At 54.9% G+C, this 20,278-nt stretch carries 18 protein-coding genes; 16 read left to right on the forward strand and 2 right to left on the reverse strand.

Annotated features, from left to right (window positions below; all coding sequences use genetic code 11):
- The first annotated feature begins 104 nt into the window (after positions 1–104).
- The 4 genes from yfbV to G163CM_RS01850 all read left to right on the forward strand — a co-directional run bounded on the left by yfbV (position 105) and on the right by G163CM_RS01850 (position 3,725).
- The gene (gene yfbV, locus G163CM_RS01835) at positions 105–560 is read left to right on the forward strand and encodes a terminus macrodomain insulation protein YfbV (RefSeq protein ID WP_108473586.1); all 456 of its coding nucleotides are present in this window, start codon (positions 105–107) and stop codon (positions 558–560) included.
- A gap of 81 nt (positions 561–641) precedes the next feature.
- Entirely contained in the window at positions 642–1,136 is a 495-nt protein-coding gene (locus tag G163CM_RS01840; RefSeq protein ID WP_149462008.1) for a YfbU family protein, read from the forward strand.
- Positions 1,137–1,147: 11 nt separating this feature from the next.
- Positions 1,148–1,807, forward strand: a complete 660-nt coding sequence (locus G163CM_RS01845; protein ID WP_231826658.1) for a sugar phosphatase — start codon at positions 1,148–1,150, stop codon at positions 1,805–1,807.
- Between the two features lie 85 nt (positions 1,808–1,892).
- Entirely contained in the window at positions 1,893–3,725 is a 1,833-nt protein-coding gene (locus G163CM_RS01850; RefSeq protein WP_231826659.1) for an SLC13 family permease, read from the forward strand.
- A gap of 220 nt (positions 3,726–3,945) precedes the next feature.
- Here G163CM_RS01850 and yfbR read toward each other — a convergent pair whose 3' ends face one another.
- Positions 3,946–4,545 carry a 5'-deoxynucleotidase gene (yfbR, locus tag G163CM_RS01855; protein WP_015963649.1) on the reverse strand — a complete coding sequence of 200 codons (600 nt, stop codon included), beginning with the start codon at positions 4,543–4,545 and terminating at the stop codon, positions 3,946–3,948.
- A gap of 77 nt (positions 4,546–4,622) precedes the next feature.
- Positions 4,623–5,840, reverse strand: coding sequence for an alanine transaminase AlaA (alaA, locus tag G163CM_RS01860; protein ID WP_015963650.1), 1,218 nt, complete (start codon positions 5,838–5,840; stop codon positions 4,623–4,625).
- Positions 5,841–6,772: 932 nt separating this feature from the next.
- Here alaA and lrhA point away from each other — a divergent pair.
- The 12 genes from lrhA (at position 6,773) to nuoL (ending at position 20,226) form a co-directional block, all read left to right on the forward strand.
- Complete coding sequence (gene lrhA, locus G163CM_RS01865; protein ID WP_015963651.1) at positions 6,773–7,714, forward strand: transcriptional regulator LrhA; 942 nt, start codon at positions 6,773–6,775, stop codon at positions 7,712–7,714.
- A 629-nt stretch (positions 7,715–8,343) separates the two neighbouring features.
- Complete coding sequence (nuoA, locus tag G163CM_RS01870) at positions 8,344–8,790, forward strand: NADH-quinone oxidoreductase subunit NuoA (RefSeq protein ID WP_041686206.1); 447 nt, start codon at positions 8,344–8,346, stop codon at positions 8,788–8,790.
- A 15-nt stretch (positions 8,791–8,805) separates the two neighbouring features.
- Positions 8,806–9,480 carry an NADH-quinone oxidoreductase subunit NuoB gene (gene nuoB, locus G163CM_RS01875; RefSeq protein WP_015963653.1) on the forward strand — a complete coding sequence of 225 codons (675 nt, stop codon included), beginning with the start codon at positions 8,806–8,808 and terminating at the stop codon, positions 9,478–9,480.
- 86 nt (positions 9,481–9,566) lie between these two features.
- Entirely contained in the window at positions 9,567–11,372 is a 1,806-nt protein-coding gene (nuoC, locus tag G163CM_RS01880; protein ID WP_231826661.1) for an NADH-quinone oxidoreductase subunit C/D, read from the forward strand.
- Positions 11,373–11,374: 2 nt separating this feature from the next.
- Complete coding sequence (gene nuoE / locus G163CM_RS01885; protein WP_015963655.1) at positions 11,375–11,875, forward strand: NADH-quinone oxidoreductase subunit NuoE; 501 nt, start codon at positions 11,375–11,377, stop codon at positions 11,873–11,875.
- Positions 11,872–13,209 carry an NADH-quinone oxidoreductase subunit NuoF gene (gene nuoF, locus G163CM_RS01890; protein ID WP_015963656.1) on the forward strand — a complete coding sequence of 446 codons (1,338 nt, stop codon included), beginning with the start codon at positions 11,872–11,874 and terminating at the stop codon, positions 13,207–13,209. Before nuoE ends, nuoF begins: the two co-directional genes overlap by 4 nt.
- A gap of 56 nt (positions 13,210–13,265) precedes the next feature.
- Positions 13,266–15,992: an NADH-quinone oxidoreductase subunit NuoG gene (gene nuoG, locus G163CM_RS01895; RefSeq protein ID WP_231826663.1), complete on the forward strand. Its 2,727-nt coding sequence runs from the start codon at positions 13,266–13,268 to the stop codon at positions 15,990–15,992.
- Complete coding sequence (nuoH, locus tag G163CM_RS01900) at positions 15,989–16,966, forward strand: NADH-quinone oxidoreductase subunit NuoH (protein ID WP_015963658.1); 978 nt, start codon at positions 15,989–15,991, stop codon at positions 16,964–16,966. The genes nuoG and nuoH overlap by 4 nt, the downstream gene beginning before the upstream one ends.
- 14 nt (positions 16,967–16,980) lie before the next feature.
- Positions 16,981–17,523 (forward strand): NADH-quinone oxidoreductase subunit NuoI, encoded by a 543-nt coding sequence (gene nuoI, locus G163CM_RS01905; RefSeq protein WP_000172742.1) that lies wholly within the window; start codon positions 16,981–16,983, stop codon positions 17,521–17,523.
- 11 nt (positions 17,524–17,534) lie between these two features.
- A complete protein-coding gene (nuoJ, locus tag G163CM_RS01910) occupies positions 17,535–18,089 on the forward strand; it encodes an NADH-quinone oxidoreductase subunit J (RefSeq protein WP_015963659.1) in 555 nt (184 codons plus the stop codon).
- Positions 18,086–18,388 carry an NADH-quinone oxidoreductase subunit NuoK gene (gene nuoK / locus G163CM_RS01915; protein WP_003861496.1) on the forward strand — a complete coding sequence of 101 codons (303 nt, stop codon included), beginning with the start codon at positions 18,086–18,088 and terminating at the stop codon, positions 18,386–18,388. Before nuoJ ends, nuoK begins: the two co-directional genes overlap by 4 nt.
- Positions 18,385–20,226, forward strand: coding sequence for an NADH-quinone oxidoreductase subunit L (nuoL, locus tag G163CM_RS01920; protein ID WP_231826664.1), 1,842 nt, complete (start codon positions 18,385–18,387; stop codon positions 20,224–20,226). The genes nuoK and nuoL overlap by 4 nt, the downstream gene beginning before the upstream one ends.
- Positions 20,227–20,278: the final 52 nt, after the last annotated feature.

Here is a 20,278-nt window from a genome sequence, read left to right on the forward strand (position 1 = left end):
ATACCCGATTGCAGGGTTTATGCCAAAATGTTTTGAACGTTGTCATACCCAGTTGTGGTTTTGCACGAATTTTTTAATTTTTATATGTGAAGTTGAGGTAAGCCATGTCGACGCCCGAAAATCGCTCGGTCAGTTTTTTTAGTTTGTTCCGCCGGGGGCAGCACTACTCTAAGACGTGGCCGCTGGAAAAACGCCTTGCGCCGGTGTTTATCGAAAACCGCGCGATCCGTATCACTCGCCACGCTATCCGCTTTATGCCGCCGGTAGCGGTCTTTACCCTGTGCTGGCAAATTGCCCTGGGTGGGCAACTTGGCCCGGCCGTCGCCACCGCACTGTTTGCCCTGAGCCTGCCGATGCAGGGGCTATGGTGGTTAGGGAAGCGCTCCGTGACGCCGCTGCCGCCGTCTACCTTGCAGTGGTTCTATGAAGTGCGTGGAAAATTACAGGAGGCCGGGCAAGCGCTCGCCCCGGTAGAAGGAAAGCCCGATTATCAGGCGCTGGCTGACACGCTTAAGCGCGCCTTCAAACAACTGGATAAAACTTTCCTTGATGATTTGTAATTAACCATCAAAAACGCATATAAAAGAAGGCACAACGTTTGTGTCTTTTTTATGCTGCAAAGCGCAACAGGAGTCGTAAAAATGGAAATGACCCATGCTCAACGTCTGATTTTGTCTAACCAGTACAAAATGATGACTATGCTTGATCCCGATAACGCTGAACGCTATCGCCGTCTGCAAACCATCATCGAGCGCGGTTTTGGCCTGCAAATGCGCGAACTGGATCGCGACTTCGGTGAGTTAAAAGAAGAAACCTGCCGCATCGTCATCGACATCATGGAGATGTATCACGCGCTGCACGTTTCGTGGACCAATCTGAAAGACGCCGACACTATCGATGAACGTCGTGTCACCTTCCTCGGTTTTGACGCGGCAACCGAAGCCCGCTTCCTGAGCTATGTTCGTTTCATGGTCAATGTGGAAGGCCGCTATACCCATTTCGACGCGGGCACGCACGGCTTTAACGCCCAGACCCCAATGTGGGAAAAGTATCAGCGCATGCTGAACGTCTGGCACTCCTGCCCGCGCCAGTATCACCTGAGCAGCAACGAAATTAATCAAATCATCAACGCCTGATGGAGGCGCCTGTGCAGTGTAAAGGTTTTCTGTTTGATCTGGACGGTACGCTGGTAGATTCTCTGCCGGTCGTGGAACGCTCATGGTGCAGTTGGGGCGATCGTTTCGGGATCCCGCACGATGAGATCCTCGGTTTTATCCACGGTAAACAAGCGATCACCTCGCTGCGCCACTTTATGCCGGGGCAATCGGAAGAGGCGATTCAGGCCGAGTTTACCCGCCTCGAACATATTGAAGCCAGCGACACGGACGGCGTGATTGCACTGCCAGGCGCGCTTGAGTTGCTTGAAACGCTGAACGCGAACCATATTCCGTGGGCGATTGTCACTTCGGGTTCCATTCCGGTCGCACATGCCCGCCATAAAGCGGCGGGGCTGCCGATGCCGGAAGTCTTCGTCACCGCCGAGCGCGTGAAGCGCGGCAAACCAGAGCCGGATGCCTATCTGCTGGGCGCCGAGCTGTTAGGGCTCGCCCCGCAGGATTGCACCGTTGTGGAAGATGCGGCGGCGGGCGTGCTCTCTGGTCTGGCGGCAGGGTGTCATGTGATAGCGGTTAACGTGCCGGCAGATGCGCCACGTCTTAACGAAGCGGATTTTGTCCTGACGACGCTTGATGTGCTCAATATTGCTAAACAGCCCGACGGCACCGTTGATGTGACGTTAAAAGCATAAACTTATGATTTGGCCCCGCATACACGGGGCTTTTTTCTGCCATGATATAACCACTTATCACTTATCTTTCTGACAAGGATGTGTTTTGAACGGTGAATTGATTTGGGTGCTCTCTCTACTGGCTATCGCCGTTGTGTTGTTTGCGATGGGCAAAGTGCGCATGGATGCTATCGCACTGTTAGTGATTGTCGCTTTCGTATTAAGCGGAACCTTAACCCTCAGCGAAGCCTTTTCGGGCTTTAGCGATCCCAACGTTATTCTGATTGCCGCCCTGTTTATCATCGGCGATGGCCTGGTGCGTACTGGCGTCGCCACCAATATGGGCGCATGGCTGGTGCAGGTTGCCGGCAGCAGCGAAACCAAGATGCTGGTCTATCTGATGCTCACCGTCGCCGGTCTCGGCGCGTTTATGAGCTCAACCGGCGTGGTGGCTATCTTTATTCCCGTCGTCCTCAGCGTGTCGATGCGCATGAATATCTCGCCGTCGCGCCTGATGATGCCGCTCAGTTTTGCCGGGCTTATCAGCGGCATGATGACGCTGGTGGCGACGCCGCCGAACCTGGTGGTCAACAGTGAACTTCTCCGCGAAGGGTTGCACGGTTTTGGTTTCTTCAGCGTCACGCCGATTGGCCTGGTCGTGCTGCTGCTGGGCATCGTGTATATGCTGCTGATGCGCTTTATGTTCAAAGGCGAAGACCCGTCATCGTCCCGCGATGGCGGTAAACGTAGCTCGTTTCGCGATCTCATCAAAGCCTACCGCCTGACCGGACGCGCGCGTCGTCTGGCGATTCGCCCCGGCTCGCCAATGATTGGCCAGCGACTCGATGACCTGAAGCTGCGTGAACGCTACGGTGCGAACGTTATCGGCGTGGAACGCTGGCGTCGTTTTCGCCGGGTGATTGTGAACGTTAACGGGGTATCCGAATTTCGCGCCCGCGATGTGCTGCTGATTGATATGTCAGCGGCAGACGTAGACCTGCGTGAGTTTTGCGCCGAACAGATGCTTGAGCCAATGGTGCTGCGCGGTGAATACTTTGCCGATCAGGCGCTCGATGTGGGGATGGCAGAAGTGTCGCTGATCCCGGAATCGGAACTGCTGGGGAAAACGGTGCGCGAGATTGCGTTTCGTACCCGCTATGGTCTGAACGTCGTGGGGATGAAACGTAACGGCGAAGCGCTGGACGGGTCGGTGGTGGACATCCCGCTGGAACTTGGCGATATCGTACTGGTGGTCGGTAACTGGAAGCTTATCAATCAGCTGGCGCAGAAAGGGCGCGACTTCGTGGTGCTTAACCTGCCGGTTGAAGTGAGCGATGCCTCGCCAGCGCATAGTCAGGCTCCGCATGCGATTTTCTGTCTGGTGCTGATGGTCGCTTTAATGCTGACCGATGAAATTCCGAACCCGATTGCGGCGATTATTGCCTGCCTGCTGATGGGTAAATTCCGCTGTATTGATGCGCAAAGCGCGTATAAATCCATTCACTGGCCGAGCATTATTTTGATTGTGGGGATGATGCCGTTCGCGCTGGCGCTACAAAAAACCGGCGGCGTTGATTTGGTGGTGAAAGGGCTGATGGATATTGGCGGCGGGCAGGGGCCTTATCTGATGCTGGGCTGTCTGTTTGTCATGTGCGCCACTATCGGGCTGTTTATTTCCAACACGGCAACGGCGGTGCTGATGGCGCCGATTGCGCTGGCGACCGCGAAATCGATGGGCGTTTCACCTTATCCGTTTGCCATGGTAGTGGCGATGGCGGCCTCGGCGGCCTTTATGACGCCGGTCTCATCACCGGTGAACACGCTGGTGCTGGGGCCGGGGAAATACAGCTTTAGTGACTTCGTGAAGATTGGGGTTCCGTTCACCATCCTGGTGATGATTGTCAGCGTGCTGCTGATACCGGTATTGTTCCCGTTTTGAGTGACGGTAAAGCCGGATGAAAATGTGGGCTGCGAGCCCATCATGCCGAATGGCGCTTGCGCTTATCCGGCCTACGAGGCCGGGTAAATGTGTGAAGGTGTCTGCGAACCTGTCACGCCGGATGGCGGCTTCGCCTTATCCAGCCAACACGAAATGATAATGTCGGATGAAACCTGTAGGCCGGATAAGCGCCAGCGCCATCCGGCAGCAACAGGCCGCACTACAGCGGTGAATCGGTACTGATCTCGTCCAGCGACAAATGGAAGCTCGGCACAAACACGTCCATAAAGTAGTCCATCTCTTCACTACGTCGCTCAGATAACGTTTTCTCCAGGCGACCTTTCGCCAGCAAGAACTCGTTGTTCCCGGCCGATAACTCTTCCAGACATTTCAAATATGCACACAACGCATCGGCCTGTTTAACGATAGACTTCTCTTCGTCGCTATACTGATGTTCATCAATCAGCGGCGCAAAGATATCCTGTAACTCTTCCGGAACCATCTCGACCAGCTTCTGCTGGGCAATCTTCTCGATAGCTTTATATTCCTGGGCGATTTGCGAGTTGAAGTATTTCACCGGTGTCGGTAAATCGCCGGTGAGCACTTCTGATGCGTCGTGGTACATCGCCAGCAGCGCGATACGCTCGGCGTTGACCTGACCGCCGAATTTACGGTTTTTAATCGCGGCCAGCGCGTGGGCAACCATCGCCACTTGCAAACTGTGTTCAGAGACGTTTTCTGTGCGCACGTTGCGCATCAATGGCCAGCGGTTAATTAATTTGAGGCGGGAGAGGTGGGCAAAAAAATGACTCTGATTCATAGCGACCCTTACTCGATTACATCAGTAAGGGTCATTGTGCGCTGAGATGCGGGCCGGATGCAAATCCGGCCGACGTCTTATGCCTGACGGTAGCCCGACAGGAAGCGGCCAAAGCGAGTGATCGACATTTCCAGATCGTCGATGCGCGGCAGCGTGACGATACGCACATGGTCCGGCCACGGCCAGTTAAATGCTGTTCCCTGAACCAGCAGCACTTTTTCCTGCAACAGGAAATCGAGCACCATTTTCTGGTCATCGTGAATGTTAAAGCGTTTCGCATCAATTTTCGGGAACATGTACAGCGCGCCATTAGGCTTCACGCAGGAGACGCCAGGGATCTCGTTAATCAGCTCCCATGCACGGTTGCGCTGCTCGTACAAGCGACCACCCGGTACAATGAATTCGCTAATGCTCTGATACCCGCCAAGCGCCGTCTGGATGGCGTGCTGCGCCGGAACGTTAGCGCACAGGCGCATCGAGGCCAGCATTTCCAGCCCTTCAATATACCCTTTCGCATGTTTTTTCGGCCCGTTCAGTACCATCCAGCCCTGACGGAAGCCCGCCACGCGATAGGTTTTTGACAGGCCGTTAAAGGTTACGGTCAGTAAGTCTGGGGCCAGTGCTGCGATAGAGTGGTGCTGGGCGTGATCGTAGAGGATCTTATCGTAGATTTCGTCAGCGAAGATGATCAGGTTGTGTTCGCGGGCGAGCTCGACGATCTCCAGCAGCAGCTCTTTGGAATAGACCGCCCCGGTTGGGTTGTTCGGGTTGATGATCACAATGCCGCGAGTTCGCGGGGTGATTTTGGCGCGAATATCGTCGAGATCCGGGAACCAGCCAGCGGATTCATCACACAGATAGTGCACCGCATTGCCGCCGGAAAGCGAAACGGCTGCCGTCCACAACGGGTAATCCGGCGCGGGAACCAGCATTTCATCGCCGCTGTTCAGCAATGCCTGCATGGCCTGCACAATCAGTTCAGATACGCCATTGCCGATATAGATATCTTCTACCGTCACGTCGCGCATACCGCGCGCCTGGTAGTGCTGCATGATAGCTTTACGGGCGGAGTAGAGCCCTTTGGAGTCGCAATAACCTTGCGCTGTTGGCAGGTTGCGGATCACATCGACCAGAATTTCATCCGGCGCGTCAAACCCGAAGGGGGCCGGGTTGCCGATGTTGAGTTTAAGAACTTTGTTGCCTTCTTCTTCAAGGCGTTTGGCCTCTTTCAGAACCGGGCCACGGATGTCGTAACAGACGTTGTCTAACTTGCTGGATTTTTCGATGGGGGACATGAACCTTTAACCTTTTTAGCTGTTATCGCCACTCCCAGCCATGGAAGTCAGCTTGGAATAATGTACTCCGCATCACCGGTGTTTTGAAGGGTCAACAGGAGAAGATTTTGTCAGTCTTAAAGACACAGTACATTCTTTTTCGCTAAAATAGAGTGAAAATCCTGATTGTATATATTGTTAATTTGTTGTTTTATGGTTTCTTGTGTTGGTTGTCTGTTGATTGCTAGTTGTTTTAACTGATTAAAAACAAAGCAGTTGATTCAGGTGAAAAAAATACGGCGATATACTTTAGCAACGCTTTAGTAATATTAATTGTGGATGAATTCATGAAACATACACATCACGACTAATACATTTCTCTGTGAATTCAATGTTAATCATTGTTAATGAACCGCTCTGAAGGTCATTAATGTTTTATTTTAAATTGCAAAGTATTCATTAAGAATTGTTAGTTTTATTAAAGCATTTTGATTTTAATGGAGTTTTTGTCTTAAGATCTTACTTATTAATACTTATAAATATAATGGTTTTAGGTTAGGATAATGATGTTATCGCGGGGTTTCATTCATCAAACTTGTGAGTGATTATCTCAGGAAGTCGACAACATTTTGTTATTTAACAGTTTTTAACCATTTGTTTCCCTCCGGTATTATTGGGTAGTCACTATTATATTGGCTGGTCAGACAACCGGTTTTTTGAAAGAGCTCACACAAAGGTACTGAGAAAAATAGTCTCACACCTGAAGTTAAACACTTTATCGCAGAGGGGACTGTCACCCGATGGGAGGCAGACAATTTTAATGTAATACCGCTCCGTCAGGCAGTCATTCGGTTGCATCGTGCCGAAGGATGGGCTTTTAAAAGGATGAGCCTGATTTCAGAGCGCGGCATCAACAAGGCAGGTTAGCCTTAGCGACCTGTAAGTGAATAAATATGATAAATGCAAATCGTCCGATACTTAACCTCGACCTCGATCTGCTGAGAACATTTGTTGCGGTCGCCGATTTGAGCACTTTTGCCGCAGCAGCAGCAGCCGTTTGTCGCACACAGTCCGCCGTTAGCCAGCAAATGCAGCGGCTTGAACAACTTGTTGGCAAAGAACTTTTTGCCCGTCATGGCCGTAATAAACTGCTGACCGAGCACGGTATCCAGCTATTGGGCTATGCACGTAAAATCCTGCGCTTTAATGATGAAGCCTGTACATCGCTGATGTTCAGTACGCTTCAGGGGCAACTGACGATTGGTTCGTCCGATGAGTCAGCGGATACCATCCTGCCGTTCCTGCTCAACCGCATTAGCTCCGCCTGGCCAAAGCTTGGGCTGGATGTGCGGGTGAAGCGACACGCGGATATGGCGGACATGCTCCACAAGAACGAGGTCGATCTGGTACTGACTACACACCGCATTGATGCGTTCCACTCGACGGTGTTGCGTACCTCGCCAACGCACTGGTACTGCGCCGCAGAGTTCGCTCTGCGCCCCGGAGAGCCCGTACCGCTGGTGTTGCTCGATGACCCGAGTCCGTTCCGCGATATGATAATCTCCACCCTGGATGCGGCAAATGTGCCGTGGCGTCTGGCGTATGTTGCCTCCACACCGTCTGCGGTACGTGCTGCGGTGAAGGCGGGGCTTGGCGTTACCGCAAGGCCAGTCGAGATGATGAGCCCGGAACTGCGCGTGCTGGGGCGAGCTGACAAAATGCCGGTGTTGCCAGATACCGAATATTTACTAAGCTGTAACGTGCAGAATCCAAATGAATTAATGCAGATGATCTTCCAGTCGGTTGAGACGAGCATCAAGCCATGGACACAGAGCACTGTCTATACCCTGGAAGGGGGAGATAATTCCCATGCTGATGATGAGGTCATTGAGTAACAACCTCGCAGAAAACTGGTAACAAAATGTAAGTGTAAAAAAGAGTCACTGGCCCGCAAAAGTGAGCCAGTGGCTTTTTTTTCGCCTGCGCTAATGCTTTTTGCAATAAATGCTTTTTACTATTCGTAATACAATCAGTTAATTAAGTGATTGCTTGCCGTAAATTCGGGCAATTGTGATCCACTTTTAACATATCCTGCTAATGTTAAAAAACCAGGTGTTTTGTTGCTGTTTTTCAGGGCGAATTAACAGAACCGTGTCTTAGATCAAGAAAATACTCCTCCTGAGGGGGAGGAATCGTGTGAAATTCCTGTCAAAATAGAAGGGTACTAATTGTTATTGTCCGAAAACGGACACGATTCACCAGCACTCAATTCGGAGGGTGACATGAGTCGATACCCCGCAAAGGGCACGTAATGTTAATGAAATGGAATTGATGTAAATTAATGTGATGAAACCTTTGTTAAAGTTGACAAAAGGTTATCGAAAGGAGTAAAAAACCTCAAATTTTTTCGGTCTATGCTTTGATTCTGGCCGTTTTGCTGGTTTTTTAATCCTCCCCATGAATCGATGTAGCGTCCATCTGCCGGTAAGAGCAGAAGTGGTTATGCTACCTATTTGGTAAAGCTTTGAGTATGTCAACATCCACTGAAATCATCGCTCATCACTGGGCATTTGCTATCTTTCTGCTCATCGCCGTTGGCCTGTGCTGCCTCATGCTGGTTGGCGGTTGGTATCTTGGCGGTCGCGCACGCGCAAGAAGTAAAAACACGCCGTTTGAATCGGGTATCGATTCTGTGGGTACCGCCCGCCTGCGCATGTCCGCGAAGTTCTATCTGGTCGCCATGTTCTTCGTCATCTTCGACGTGGAAGCGCTCTACCTTTTCGCCTGGTCAACCTCTATCCGCGAAAGTGGCTGGGTAGGGTTTATCGAAGCCGCAATTTTCATTTTGGTGCTACTGGCTGGTCTGGTTTACCTCGTTCGTGTTGGCGCACTTGACTGGACGCCTGCGCGTTCTCGCCGCACCCTGGTTAACTCCGATACTGACAGCGTCACTAACCGTAATACGCAGTAAAAGCGAGGCAATAAGATGGATTATACGCTCACCCGCATAGATCCTAACGGTGAGAACGACCGTTATCCCCTGCAAAAACAGGAGATTGTTACCGATCCCCTGGAGCAGGAAGTTAACAAAAGCGTGTACATGGGCAAGCTCGAACACGCGATGCACGACATGGTCAACTGGGGTCGCAAAAACTCAATCTGGCCTTACAACTTTGGTCTTTCTTGCTGCTACGTTGAGATGGTGACGTCTTTCACTGCGGTGCATGACGTGGCGCGTTTCGGTGCGGAAGTTCTGCGTGCTTCCCCGCGTCAGGCTGACCTGATGGTGGTGGCGGGAACCTGCTTCACCAAGATGGCTCCGGTTATTCAGCGCCTGTATGAACAGATGCTGGAACCGAAGTGGGTTATCTCGATGGGGGCCTGCGCGAACTCTGGCGGTATGTACGACATTTACTCCGTCGTGCAGGGCGTGGATAAGTTTATTCCGGTTGATGTTTACATCCCGGGCTGCCCGCCGCGTCCGGAAGCCTATATGCAGGCACTGATGCTGCTGCAAGAGTCTATCGGCAAAGAACGCCGCCCGCTGTCGTGGGTGGTGGGCGATCAGGGCGTTTACCGCGCCAACATGCAGTCGGAACGCGAGCGTAAACGCGGCGAACGAATTGCAGTGACGAATCTGCGCACGCCTGACGAGATTTAATTTGCGCCTGCGGGCGGGATAAAAACTTCGCAAATCAATCTACTACAGCGCGAAGCCTCGTCAGCAGTCACCACGGACCTTTTGCAATGGTGAACAATATGACCGATTTAACCGCGCATGACGCAGCCGTTTGGCAAACCCGCGATCACCTTGATGATCCGGTCATCGGCGAACTGCGCAACCGTTTTGGGCCGGATGCTTTTACCGTTCAGGCGACCCGCACCGGGGTTCCCGTCGTTTGGGTCAAGCGCGAACAGCTGCTGGAAGTCGGCAACTTCCTGAAGAAACTGCCTAAGCCTTACGTCATGCTGTTTGATTTACACGGCATGGACGAACGTCTTCGCACGCACCGCCAGGGCTTACCCGCGGCGGATTTTTCCGTTTTCTACCACCTGATTTCTATCGATCGCAACAGCGATATCATGCTCAAGGTGGCACTGTCTGAAAACGATCTGAACGTGCCGACCTTTACCAAACTCTTCCCGAACGCCAACTGGTATGAGCGTGAAACCTGGGAGATGTTTGGCATTACCTTTAACGGCCACCCGAATCTGCGTCGCATCATGATGCCGAACACCTGGGAAGGCCACCCGCTGCGTAAAGATTATCCGGCGCGCGCCACCGAATTCGATCCGTTTGAGCTGACTAAAGCCAAGCAGGACCTCGAAATGGAAGCGCTGACCTTCAAACCGGAAGAGTGGGGCATGAAGCGCGGTACCGAAAACGAGGACTTTATGTTCCTCAACCTCGGCCCGAACCACCCGTCTGCGCACGGTGCATTCCGTATTATCTTGCAGCTTGATGGCGAAGAGATCGTCGACTGCGTGCCTGACGTGGGTTATCACCACCGCGGCGCAGAGAAAATGGGCGAGCGCCAGTCCTGGCACAGCTACATTCCGTATACCGACCGTATCGAATATCTCGGCGGCTGCGTCAATGAAATGCCGTACGTGCTGGCGGTGGAAAAACTGGCCGGGATCACCGTGCCGGATCGCGTGAACGTTATTCGCGTGATGCTCTCCGAGCTGTTCCGCATCAACAGCCATCTGCTGTATATCTCTACGTTTATTCAGGACGTCGGCGCGATGACGCCGGTCTTCTTCGCCTTTACCGACCGTCAGAAAATCTATGATCTGGTGGAAGCGATTACCGGTTTCCGTATGCACCCGGCATGGTTCCGCATCGGCGGCGTAGCGCACGACCTGCCGAAAGGCTGGGATCGCCTGCTGCGTGAATTCCTGGAGTGGATGCCGAAGCGTCTCGACTCTTACGAGAAAGCCGCGCTGCGTAACACCATCCTGATTGGCCGCTCTAAAGGTGTTGCTGCCTATACCGCGAAAGAAGCGCTGGAGTGGGGCACCACCGGGGCTGGCCTGCGCGCGACCGGTATCGGCTTCGACGTGCGTAAGTGGCGTCCATATTCTGGCTATGAAAACTTCGACTTTGAAATCCCGACCGGCGGTGGCGTTTCTGACTGCTACACCCGCGTGATGCTGAAAGTGGAAGAGCTGCGCCAGAGCCTGCGTATTCTTCAGCAGTGCCTCGACAACATGCCGGAAGGCCCGTTCAAAGCGGATCACCCGCTGACCACGCCGCCGCCGAAAGAGCGCACGCTGCAACATATCGAAACCCTGATCACCCACTTCCTGCAGGTTTCCTGGGGCCCGGTCATGCCGGCGCAGGAATCGTTCCAGATGGTGGAAGCGACCAAGGGTATTAACAGTTACTACCTGACCAGCGACGGCAGCACCATGAGCTACCGTACCCGTATCCGTACGCCGAGCTATGCGCACCTGCAGCAGATCCCGTCGGCTATCCGTGGCAGCCTGGTATCAGACCTTATCGTCTATCTGGGTAGTATCGATTTTGTTATGTCAGACGTGGACCGCTAATTATGCACGAGAATCAACAACCACAAACCGAGGCTTTTGAGCTGAGTGCGGCAGAGCGTGAAGCGATTGAGCACGAGAAGCACCACTACGAAGACCCGCGTGCGGCGTCCATCGAAGCGCTGAAAATCGTTCAGAAACAGCGTGGCTGGGTGCCGGACGGCGCGATCCACGCGATCGCCGATGTGCTGGGTATTCCGGCAAGCGACGTCGAAGGCGTGGCAACGTTCTACAGCCAGATCTTCCGTCAGCCGGTGGGCCGTCACGTGATCCGCTACTGCGACAGCGTGGTATGCCACATCACGGGTTATCAGGGGATCCAGGCGGCGCTGGAGCAAAAGCTCAATATCAAACCGGGGCAGACGACCTTTGACGGCCGCTTTACACTGCTGCCGACCTGCTGCCTGGGGAACTGCGACAAAGGGCCGAACATGATGATTGATGAGGATACTCACAGCCATCTGACGCCGGAAGCCATTCCTGAACTACTGGAGCGGTATAAATGAAAAACGTTATCCGTACTCCCGAAACGCATCCGCTGACCTGGCGTCTGCGTGATGACAAACAGCCGGTCTGGCTGGACGAATACCGTAGCAAAAACGGTTATGAAGGCGCGCGTAAGGCGCTGACCGGACTTTCTCCGGATGAAATCGTCAACCAGGTGAAAGACGCGGGCCTGAAAGGGCGCGGCGGCGCAGGCTTTTCCACTGGCCTGAAATGGAGCCTGATGCCAAAAGACGAATCCATGAACATCCGTTACCTGCTGTGTAACGCCGATGAAATGGAGCCGGGCACCTATAAAGACCGTCTGCTGATGGAGCAACTGCCGCACCTTCTGGTGGAAGGCATGCTGATTTCCGCGTTTGCGCTGAAAGCGTATCGCGGCTACATCTTCCTGCGCGGTGAATATGTTGAAGCGGCGGTGCATCTGCGCCGCGCGATTGCCGAAGCAACCGAAGCCGGTCTGCTTGGCAAAAACATCATGGGCACCGGGTTCGATTTTGAACTGTTCGTGCACACCGGGGCAGGGCGCTACATCTGCGGTGAAGAAACCGCACTGATCAACTCGCTGGAAGGGCGTCGTGCCAACCCGCGTTCCAAGCCGCCGTTCCCGGCGACCTCTGGCGCGTGGGGCAAACCGACCTGTGTTAACAACGTCGAAACCCTGTGCAACGTCCCGGCCATCCTCGCCAACGGCGTGGAGTGGTACCAGAACATCTCGAAAAGTAAAGATGCAGGCACCAAGCTGATGGGCTTCTCCGGTCGGGTGAAAAATCCGGGCCTGTGGGAACTGCCGTTCGGCACTACCGCGCGTGAAATCCTTGAAGATTACGCGGGCGGTATGCGCGATGGCCTGAAATTCAAAGCCTGGCAGCCAGGCGGCGCGGGAACTGACTTCCTCACCGAAGCACACCTCGACCTGCCGATGGAATTCGAAAGCATCGGTAAAGCGGGCAGCCGTCTGGGTACGGCGCTGGCGATGGCCGTCGACCATGAAATTGGCATGGTTGGCCTGGTGCGTAACCTGGAAGAGTTCTTCGCCCGCGAGTCCTGCGGCTGGTGTACGCCATGCCGTGACGGCCTGCCGTGGAGCGTGAAAATTCTGCGCGCGCTGGAGAAAGGCGAAGGCCAACCGGGCGATATCGAGACACTTGAGCAACTGTGTCGATTCCTGGGCCCAGGTAAAACATTCTGTGCGCACGCACCTGGCGCGGTTGAACCGTTACAGAGCGCGATTAAATATTTCCGCGAAGAATTTGAAGCGGGCATCAAGCAGCAGTTCAGCAATACCCATGCGATCCATGGGATTCAGCCGAACCTGTTGAAGACGCGCTGGTAAAACAGAGAATTTCGATTAACGCTCAGTCTCTGACTGGGCCAACTGGAAGCATGCTAATGGCTACAATTCATGTAGACGGCAAAGAATATGAGGTCAACGGGGCGGACAACCTGCTACAGGCGTGTCTCTCCCTCGGCCTTGATATTCCGTACTTTTGCTGGCATCCGGCGCTGGGCAGCGTCGGCGCTTGCCGCCAGTGTGCGGTGAAGCAATACCAAAACGCGGAAGACACGCGTGGCCGCCTGGTGATGTCCTGTATGACACCGGCCACCGATGGCACCTTTATCTCAATTGATGACGACGAAGCGAAGCAGTTCCGTGAAAGCGTGGTCGAGTGGTTGATGACCAACCACCCGCACGACTGTCCGGTCTGTGAAGAGGGCGGTAACTGCCATCTTCAGGATATGACCGTGATGACCGGCCACAGCTTCCGTCGCTACCGTTTCACCAAACGTACCCACCGCAATCAGGACCTGGGGCCGTTCATCTCTCACGAAATGAACCGCTGCATCGCCTGCTACCGTTGCGTGCGTTACTACAAAGATTATGCGGACGGTACCGACCTGGGCGTGTATGGCGCACACGATAACGTCTACTTTGGTCGCCCGGAAGACGGCACTCTGGAGAGCGAATTCTCCGGCAACCTGGTCGAAATTTGCCCAACCGGCGTCTTCACCGACAAAACGCACTCCGAGCGTTACAACCGTAAATGGGACATGCAGTTTGCGCCGAGCATCTGCCAGCAGTGTTCGATTGGCTGTAACACCAGCCCGGGCGAGCGCTACGGTGAACTGCGTCGTATTGAGAACCGTTACAACGGTACTGTTAACCACTACTTCCTCTGCGACCGTGGTCGTTTCGGCTATGGCTACGTGAACCTGAAAGATCGTCCTCGCCAGCCAGAACAACTTCGCGGTAACGACGTCATCACCCTCAACGCCGAGCAGGCGATGCAGGGCGCGGCGGATATTCTGCGTCAGTCGAAGAAAGTGATCGGTATCGGCTCCCCGCGCGCCAGCGTGGAAAGCAACTTCGCGCTGCGTGAACTGGTCGGTGCGGAAAACTTCTATACCGGCATCGCGAAAGCGGAGCAGGAACGTCTGCAACTGGCACTGACCGTGCTGCGAGACGGCGGTGTTCACACGCCTGCGCTGCGTGAAATTGAGTCCTACGATGCGGTGCTGATTCTGGGCGAAGATATTACCCAGACCGGCGCTCGCGTGGCGCTCTCTGTTCGTCAGGCGGTGAAAGGTAAAGCACGCGAAATGGCGGCGGCGCAGAAAGTGGCCGACTGGCAGATTGCGGCAATCCTCAACATCGGCCAGCGCGCGAAGCACCCGCTGTTTGTTACCAACGTCGATAACACCCGTCTGGATGACATTGCCGCGTGGACCTATCGCGCACCGGTTGAAGATCAGGCGCGCTTCGGTTTCGCTATCGCCCATGCCCTGGATAACAGCGCGCCGGCGGTAGAGGGCATCGACCGTGACCTGCAAAACAAAATTGATGTTGTGGTTCAGGCACTGGCTGGCGCGAAGAAACCGCTGATTATTTCCGGTACCAACGCCGGAAGCGCGGACGTCATTCAGGCGGCAGCAAACGTCGCAAAAGCACTGAAAACCCGTGGTTCTGACGTGGGCATCACCATGGTTGCCCGCGCGGTGAACAGCATGGGCCTCGGCATGATTGGCGGCGGCTCTCTTGATGACGCACTGAACGAGCTGGAAAGCGGCGCGGCAGATGCGGTTATCGTGCTGGAAAACGACCTGCACCGTCACGCTTCCGCCAGCCGTGTGGATGCCGCGCTCTCCAAAGCGCCGCTGGTGATGGTAATTGACCATCAACGCACGGCGATTATGGAAAAAGCGCACCTGGTACTGCCTGCGGCAAGTTTTGCTGAAAGCGACGGTACGGTCATCAACAACGAAGGCCGCGCACAGCGCTTCTTCCAGGTTTATGACCCGGCGTATTACGACAGCAACACCGTGATGCTGGAAAGCTGGCGCTGGCTGCACTCCCTGCACAGCACGGTGCAGAGCCGTGAAGTGGACTGGACGCAGCTTGACCACGTTATTGACGCCGTTGTCGAAAAACTGCCGCAACTGGCGGGCATCAAAGATGCTGCGCCGGACGCGACCTTCCGTATTCGCGGCCAGAAACTGGCGCGTGAACCACACCGTTACAGTGGCCGTACCGCGATGCGCGCGAACATCAGCGTTCACGAACCGCGTCAGCCGCAGGATAAAGACACCATGTTCGCCTTCTCAATGGAAGGGAACAACCAGCCAGGCGCGCCGCGCTCGCAAATTCCGTTTGCATGGGCACCGGGCTGGAACTCCCCGCAGGCATGGAACAAGTTCCAGGCCGAGGTGGGTGGTCATCTGCGTCACGGCGATCCGGGCGTGCGTCTGATTGAAGCGTCTGAAAACGGTCTCGATTACTTCACTACCGTACCGGCAAGCTTCCAGGCGGAAGAGGGTAAATGGCGTATCGCGCCGTACTACCATCTGTTCGGTAGCGACGAGATGTCACAACGTTCACCGGTCTTCCAGACGCGTATGCCGCAACCGTATATCGCCCTTAACCCGGCGGATGCTGCGAAGCTTGGCGTTAACGCCGGTGCGAAAATCGCCTTCAGCTATGACGGCCAAACCGTCACGCTGCCGCTGGTGATTTCGGCAGGTCTGACGGCAGGGCAGGTCGGTTTACCGATGGGTATGCCTGGCATCGCTCCGGTGCTGGCAGGTGGACGTCTTGAAAATCTGCAGGAGGCACAGCAATGAGTTGGTTAACACCGGATCTGATTGAGATCCTGCTCACTATTCTCAAGGCGGTGGTCATCCTGCTGGTGGTTGTCACCTGCGGCGCGTTCATGAGCTTCGGCGAACGTCGTCTGCTCGGTCTGTTCCAGAACCGTTACGGGCCGAACCGCGTAGGCTGGGGTGGCTCGCTCCAGCTCGTGGCGGACATGATCAAGATGTTCTTTAAAGAGGACTGGATCCCGAAATTCTCGGACCGCGTCATCTTTACCCTGGCGCCAATGATCGCCTTCACCTCGCTGCTGCTGGCGTTTGCAATTGTGCCAGTGAGCCCGACGTGGGTGGTGGCTGACCTGAACATCGGTATTCTGTTCTTCCTGATGATGGCAGGGCTGGCGGTTTACGCCGTGCTGTTCGCAGGCTGGTCGAGCAACAACAAATACTCGCTGCTGGGTGCGATGCGTGCCTCTGCCCAGACGCTGAGCTATGAAGTGTTCCTCGGGCTCTCCCTGATGGGCGTGGTGGCGCAGGCCGGTTCATTCAACATGACCGACATCGTCAACAACCAGGCCGACATCTGGAACGTTATTCCGCAGTTCTTTGGTTTTGTGACCTTCGCAATCGCGGGCGTGGCGGTGTGTCACCGTCACCCGTTTGACCAACCCGAAGCCGAGCAGGAACTGGCCGATGGTTACCACATTGAATATTCCGGCATGAAATTCGGTCTGTTCTTCGTGGGGGAATACATCGGTATCGTGACCATTTCGGCCATGATGGTGACTCTGTTCTTCGGTGGCTGGCAAGGCCCGTTCTTACCGCCGTTCATCTGGTTCGCGATCAAAACCGCGTTCTTCATGATGATGTTCATTTTGATTCGCGCCTCATTACCGCGTCCGCGTTATGACCAGGTAATGTCCTTCGGCTGGAAAATTTGCCTGCCGCTGACGCTAATCAACTTGCTGGTAACGGCGGCTGTCATTCTCTGGCAGCAGCCATAAGGGGCGAATAGACCATGACCTTAAAAGAATTATTGGTAGGTTTCGGCACCCAGGTACGCAGTATCTGGATGATCGGCCTGCATGCGTTCGCCAAACGCGAAACGCAAATGTACCCGGAAGAGCCGGTTTATCTGCCGCCGCGCTATCGTGGCCGTATCGTGCTGACGCGCGACCCGGACGGCGAAGAGCGCTGCGTGGCCTGTAACCTGTGTGCGGTAGCCTGCCCGGTGGGCTGCATCTCGCTGCAGAAAGCAGAAACCAAAGATGGCCGCTGGTATCCGGAGTTTTTCCGCATCAACTTCTCACGCTGCATTTTCTGTGGCCTGTGCGAAGAAGCGTGCCCGACCACGGCGATTCAGTTAACCCCGGACTTCGAACTGGGCGAATACAAACGTCAGGATCTGGTGTACGAGAAAGAGGATCTGCTGATTTCCGGCCCGGGCAAATACCCGGAATATAACTTCTACCGGATGGCGGGTATGGCAATCGACGGCAAAGATAAAGGCGAAGCAGAGAACGAAGCCAAGCCTATCGACGTCAAGAGCCTGTTACCTTAAGGAGAGGGGCAATGGAATTCGCTTTTTATATCTGTGGCCTTATCGCCATCCTCGCGACGTTGCGGGTTATTACGCACACTAATCCGGTACACGCCTTGCTGTACCTGATTATTTCGCTGCTGGCTATCGCAGGCGTCTTCTTCTCGCTGGGCGCGTACTTCGCCGGGGCGCTGGAGATCATCGTTTACGCCGGGGCCATTATGGTGCTGTTCGTGTTTGTGGTGATGATGCTGAACCTCGGTGGGGCAGAAATTGCCCAGGAACGCGAGTGGCTGAAGCCGCAAATCTGGATTGGCCCGGCGATTCTCTCCGCCGTTCTGCTGGCGGTGATGGTGTATGCCATTCTGGGCCTTAATGACCAGGGCATCGACGGCAACCCAATCAGCGCGAAAGAAGTCGGTATCGCCCTGTTTGGCCCGTACGTTCTGGCGGTTGAACTGGCGTCCATGCTGCTGCTGGCGGGACTGGTTGTCGCCTTCCACATTGGCCGTGAAGACCGTCCGGGTGAGCTTATCAGCAACCGTCCGAACGACAGCGCGAAAAGAAAACCGGAGGAGCACGCATGATCCCCTTAACACATGGACTGATCCTCGCCGCGATCCTCTTCGTTCTGGGCTTAACTGGTCTGGTTATTCGCCGCAACCTGCTGTTTATGCTGATTGGGCTGGAAATCATGATTAACGCCTCCGCGCTGGCCTTTGTGGTCGCCGGAAGCTACTGGGGCCAGACCGATGGTCAGGTGATGTATATCCTCGCTATCAGCCTTGCGGCTGCGGAAGCGAGTATTGGCCTGGCGCTGCTGCTGCAGCTCCATCGTCGCCGCCAGAACCTGAACATCGATTCAGTAAGTGAGTTGCGCGGATGAATATGCTTGCCTTAACCATTATTCTGCCATTGATTGGCTTTGTTCTGCTGGCCTTCTCCCGTGGTCGTTGGTCGGAAAATCTTTCCGCCACCGTAGGCGTGGGTTCAATTGGCCTGGCGGCGCTGGTGACTGCGATTGTCGGCGTCGATTTCTTTAATAACGGCAAACAGGTGCTCAGCGTTCCGCTGTGGACCTGGATGTCAGTGGGCGATTTCAACATCGGTTTCAACCTCGTGCTGGACGGCCTGTCGCTGACCATGCTCTCGGTGGTGACGGGCGTTGGCTTCCTGATCCACATGTTCGCCTCCTGGTATATGCGCGGTGAAGAGGGGTACTCCCGCTTCTTCGCCTACACCAACCTGTTTATCGCCAGCATGGTGGTTCTGGTGCTGGCCGATAACCTGCTCTTGATGTACCTCGGCTGGGAAGGCGTGGGCCTCTGCTCCTATCTGCTGATCGGTTTCTACTACACCGATCCGAAGAATGGCGCAGCGGCAATGAAAGCGTTTGTCGTGACCCGCGTGGGTGACGTCTTCCTCGCCTTCGCGCTGTTTATTCTCTACAACGAACTGGGTACCCTGAACTTCCGCGAAATGGTGGAACTGGCACCGGCGCACTTCGAGGCGGGCAACAACATGCTCACCTGGGCGACGCTGATGCTGCTGGGTGGTGCGGTCGGTAAATCGGCGCAGCTGCCGTTGCAGACATGGCTTGCCGATGCGATGGCGGGCCCGACGCCTGTCTCCGCGCTGATCCACGCCGCAACGATGGTCACCGCCGGTGTCTACCTGATTGCGCGTACGCACGGTCTGTTCCTGATGACCCCGGAAATTCTGCATCTGGTCGGTATCGTTGGTGCGGTCACGCTGGTGCTGGCAGGCTTTGCCGCGCTGGTGCAAACCGACATCAAACGCGTACTTGCCTATTCCACCATGAGTCAGATTGGCTACATGTTCCTGGCGCTGGGCGTTCAGGCGTGGGATGCGGCGATTTTCCACCTGATGACGCACGCCTTCTTTAAAGCGTTGCTGTTCCTGGCGTCCGGCTCGGTTATCCTGGCCTGCCACCACGAACAGAACATCTTTAAGATGGGCGGCCTGCGTAAATCCATTCCGCTGGTGTATGCCTGCTTCCTGATTGGTGGTGCTGCGCTCTCCGCGCTGCCGCTGATTACCGCCGGCTTCTTCAGTAAGGATGAGATTCTGGCAGGTGCGATGGCGAACGGTCATATCAACCTGATGGTGGCGGGCCTGGTCGGCGCGTTTATGACCTCGCTCTACACCTTCCGTATGATTTTCATCGTCTTCCACGGAAAAGAACAAATTCACGCTCACGCAGGGAAGGGGATCACCCACCACCTGCCGCTGATTGTGCTGATGATCCTCTCCACCTTTGTTGGCGCGCTGATTGTTCCGCCGCTGCAGGGTGTACTGCCGGATACTGCCGAGCTTGAACATGGCCGCGTACTGACGCTGGAAATTACCTCCGGTGTGGTGGCAATTGCGGGCATCCTGATTGCCGCATGGCTGTGGCTGGGCAAACGGACTCTGGTGACGTCGATTGCCAACAGCGGCCCTGGCCGTCTGCTGGGAACCTGGTGGTATAACGCCTGGGGCTTCGACTGGCTCTACGACAAAGTGTTCGTTAAACCGTTCCTCGGTATTGCGTGGCTGCTGAAGCGCGACCCGCTGAACGCGCTGATGAACATCCCGGCCATTCTTTCTCGCGTTGCGGGCAAAGGGCTGGTGTTGAGTGAGAACGGTTATCTGCGTTTGTATGTGGCTTCCATGAGCATTGGTGCCGTGGTTGTATTGGCGCTGCTGATGGTATTGCGTTGAGTTTGACGAATGCGGTTTTGCCCGGTGGCGCTGCGCTTACCGGGCCTACAGG

Origin of the sequence: Pseudocitrobacter corydidari (assembly GCF_021172065.1) — a bacterium.
GTDB classification, from domain to species: Bacteria; Pseudomonadota; Gammaproteobacteria; order Enterobacterales; family Enterobacteriaceae; genus Pseudocitrobacter; species Pseudocitrobacter corydidari.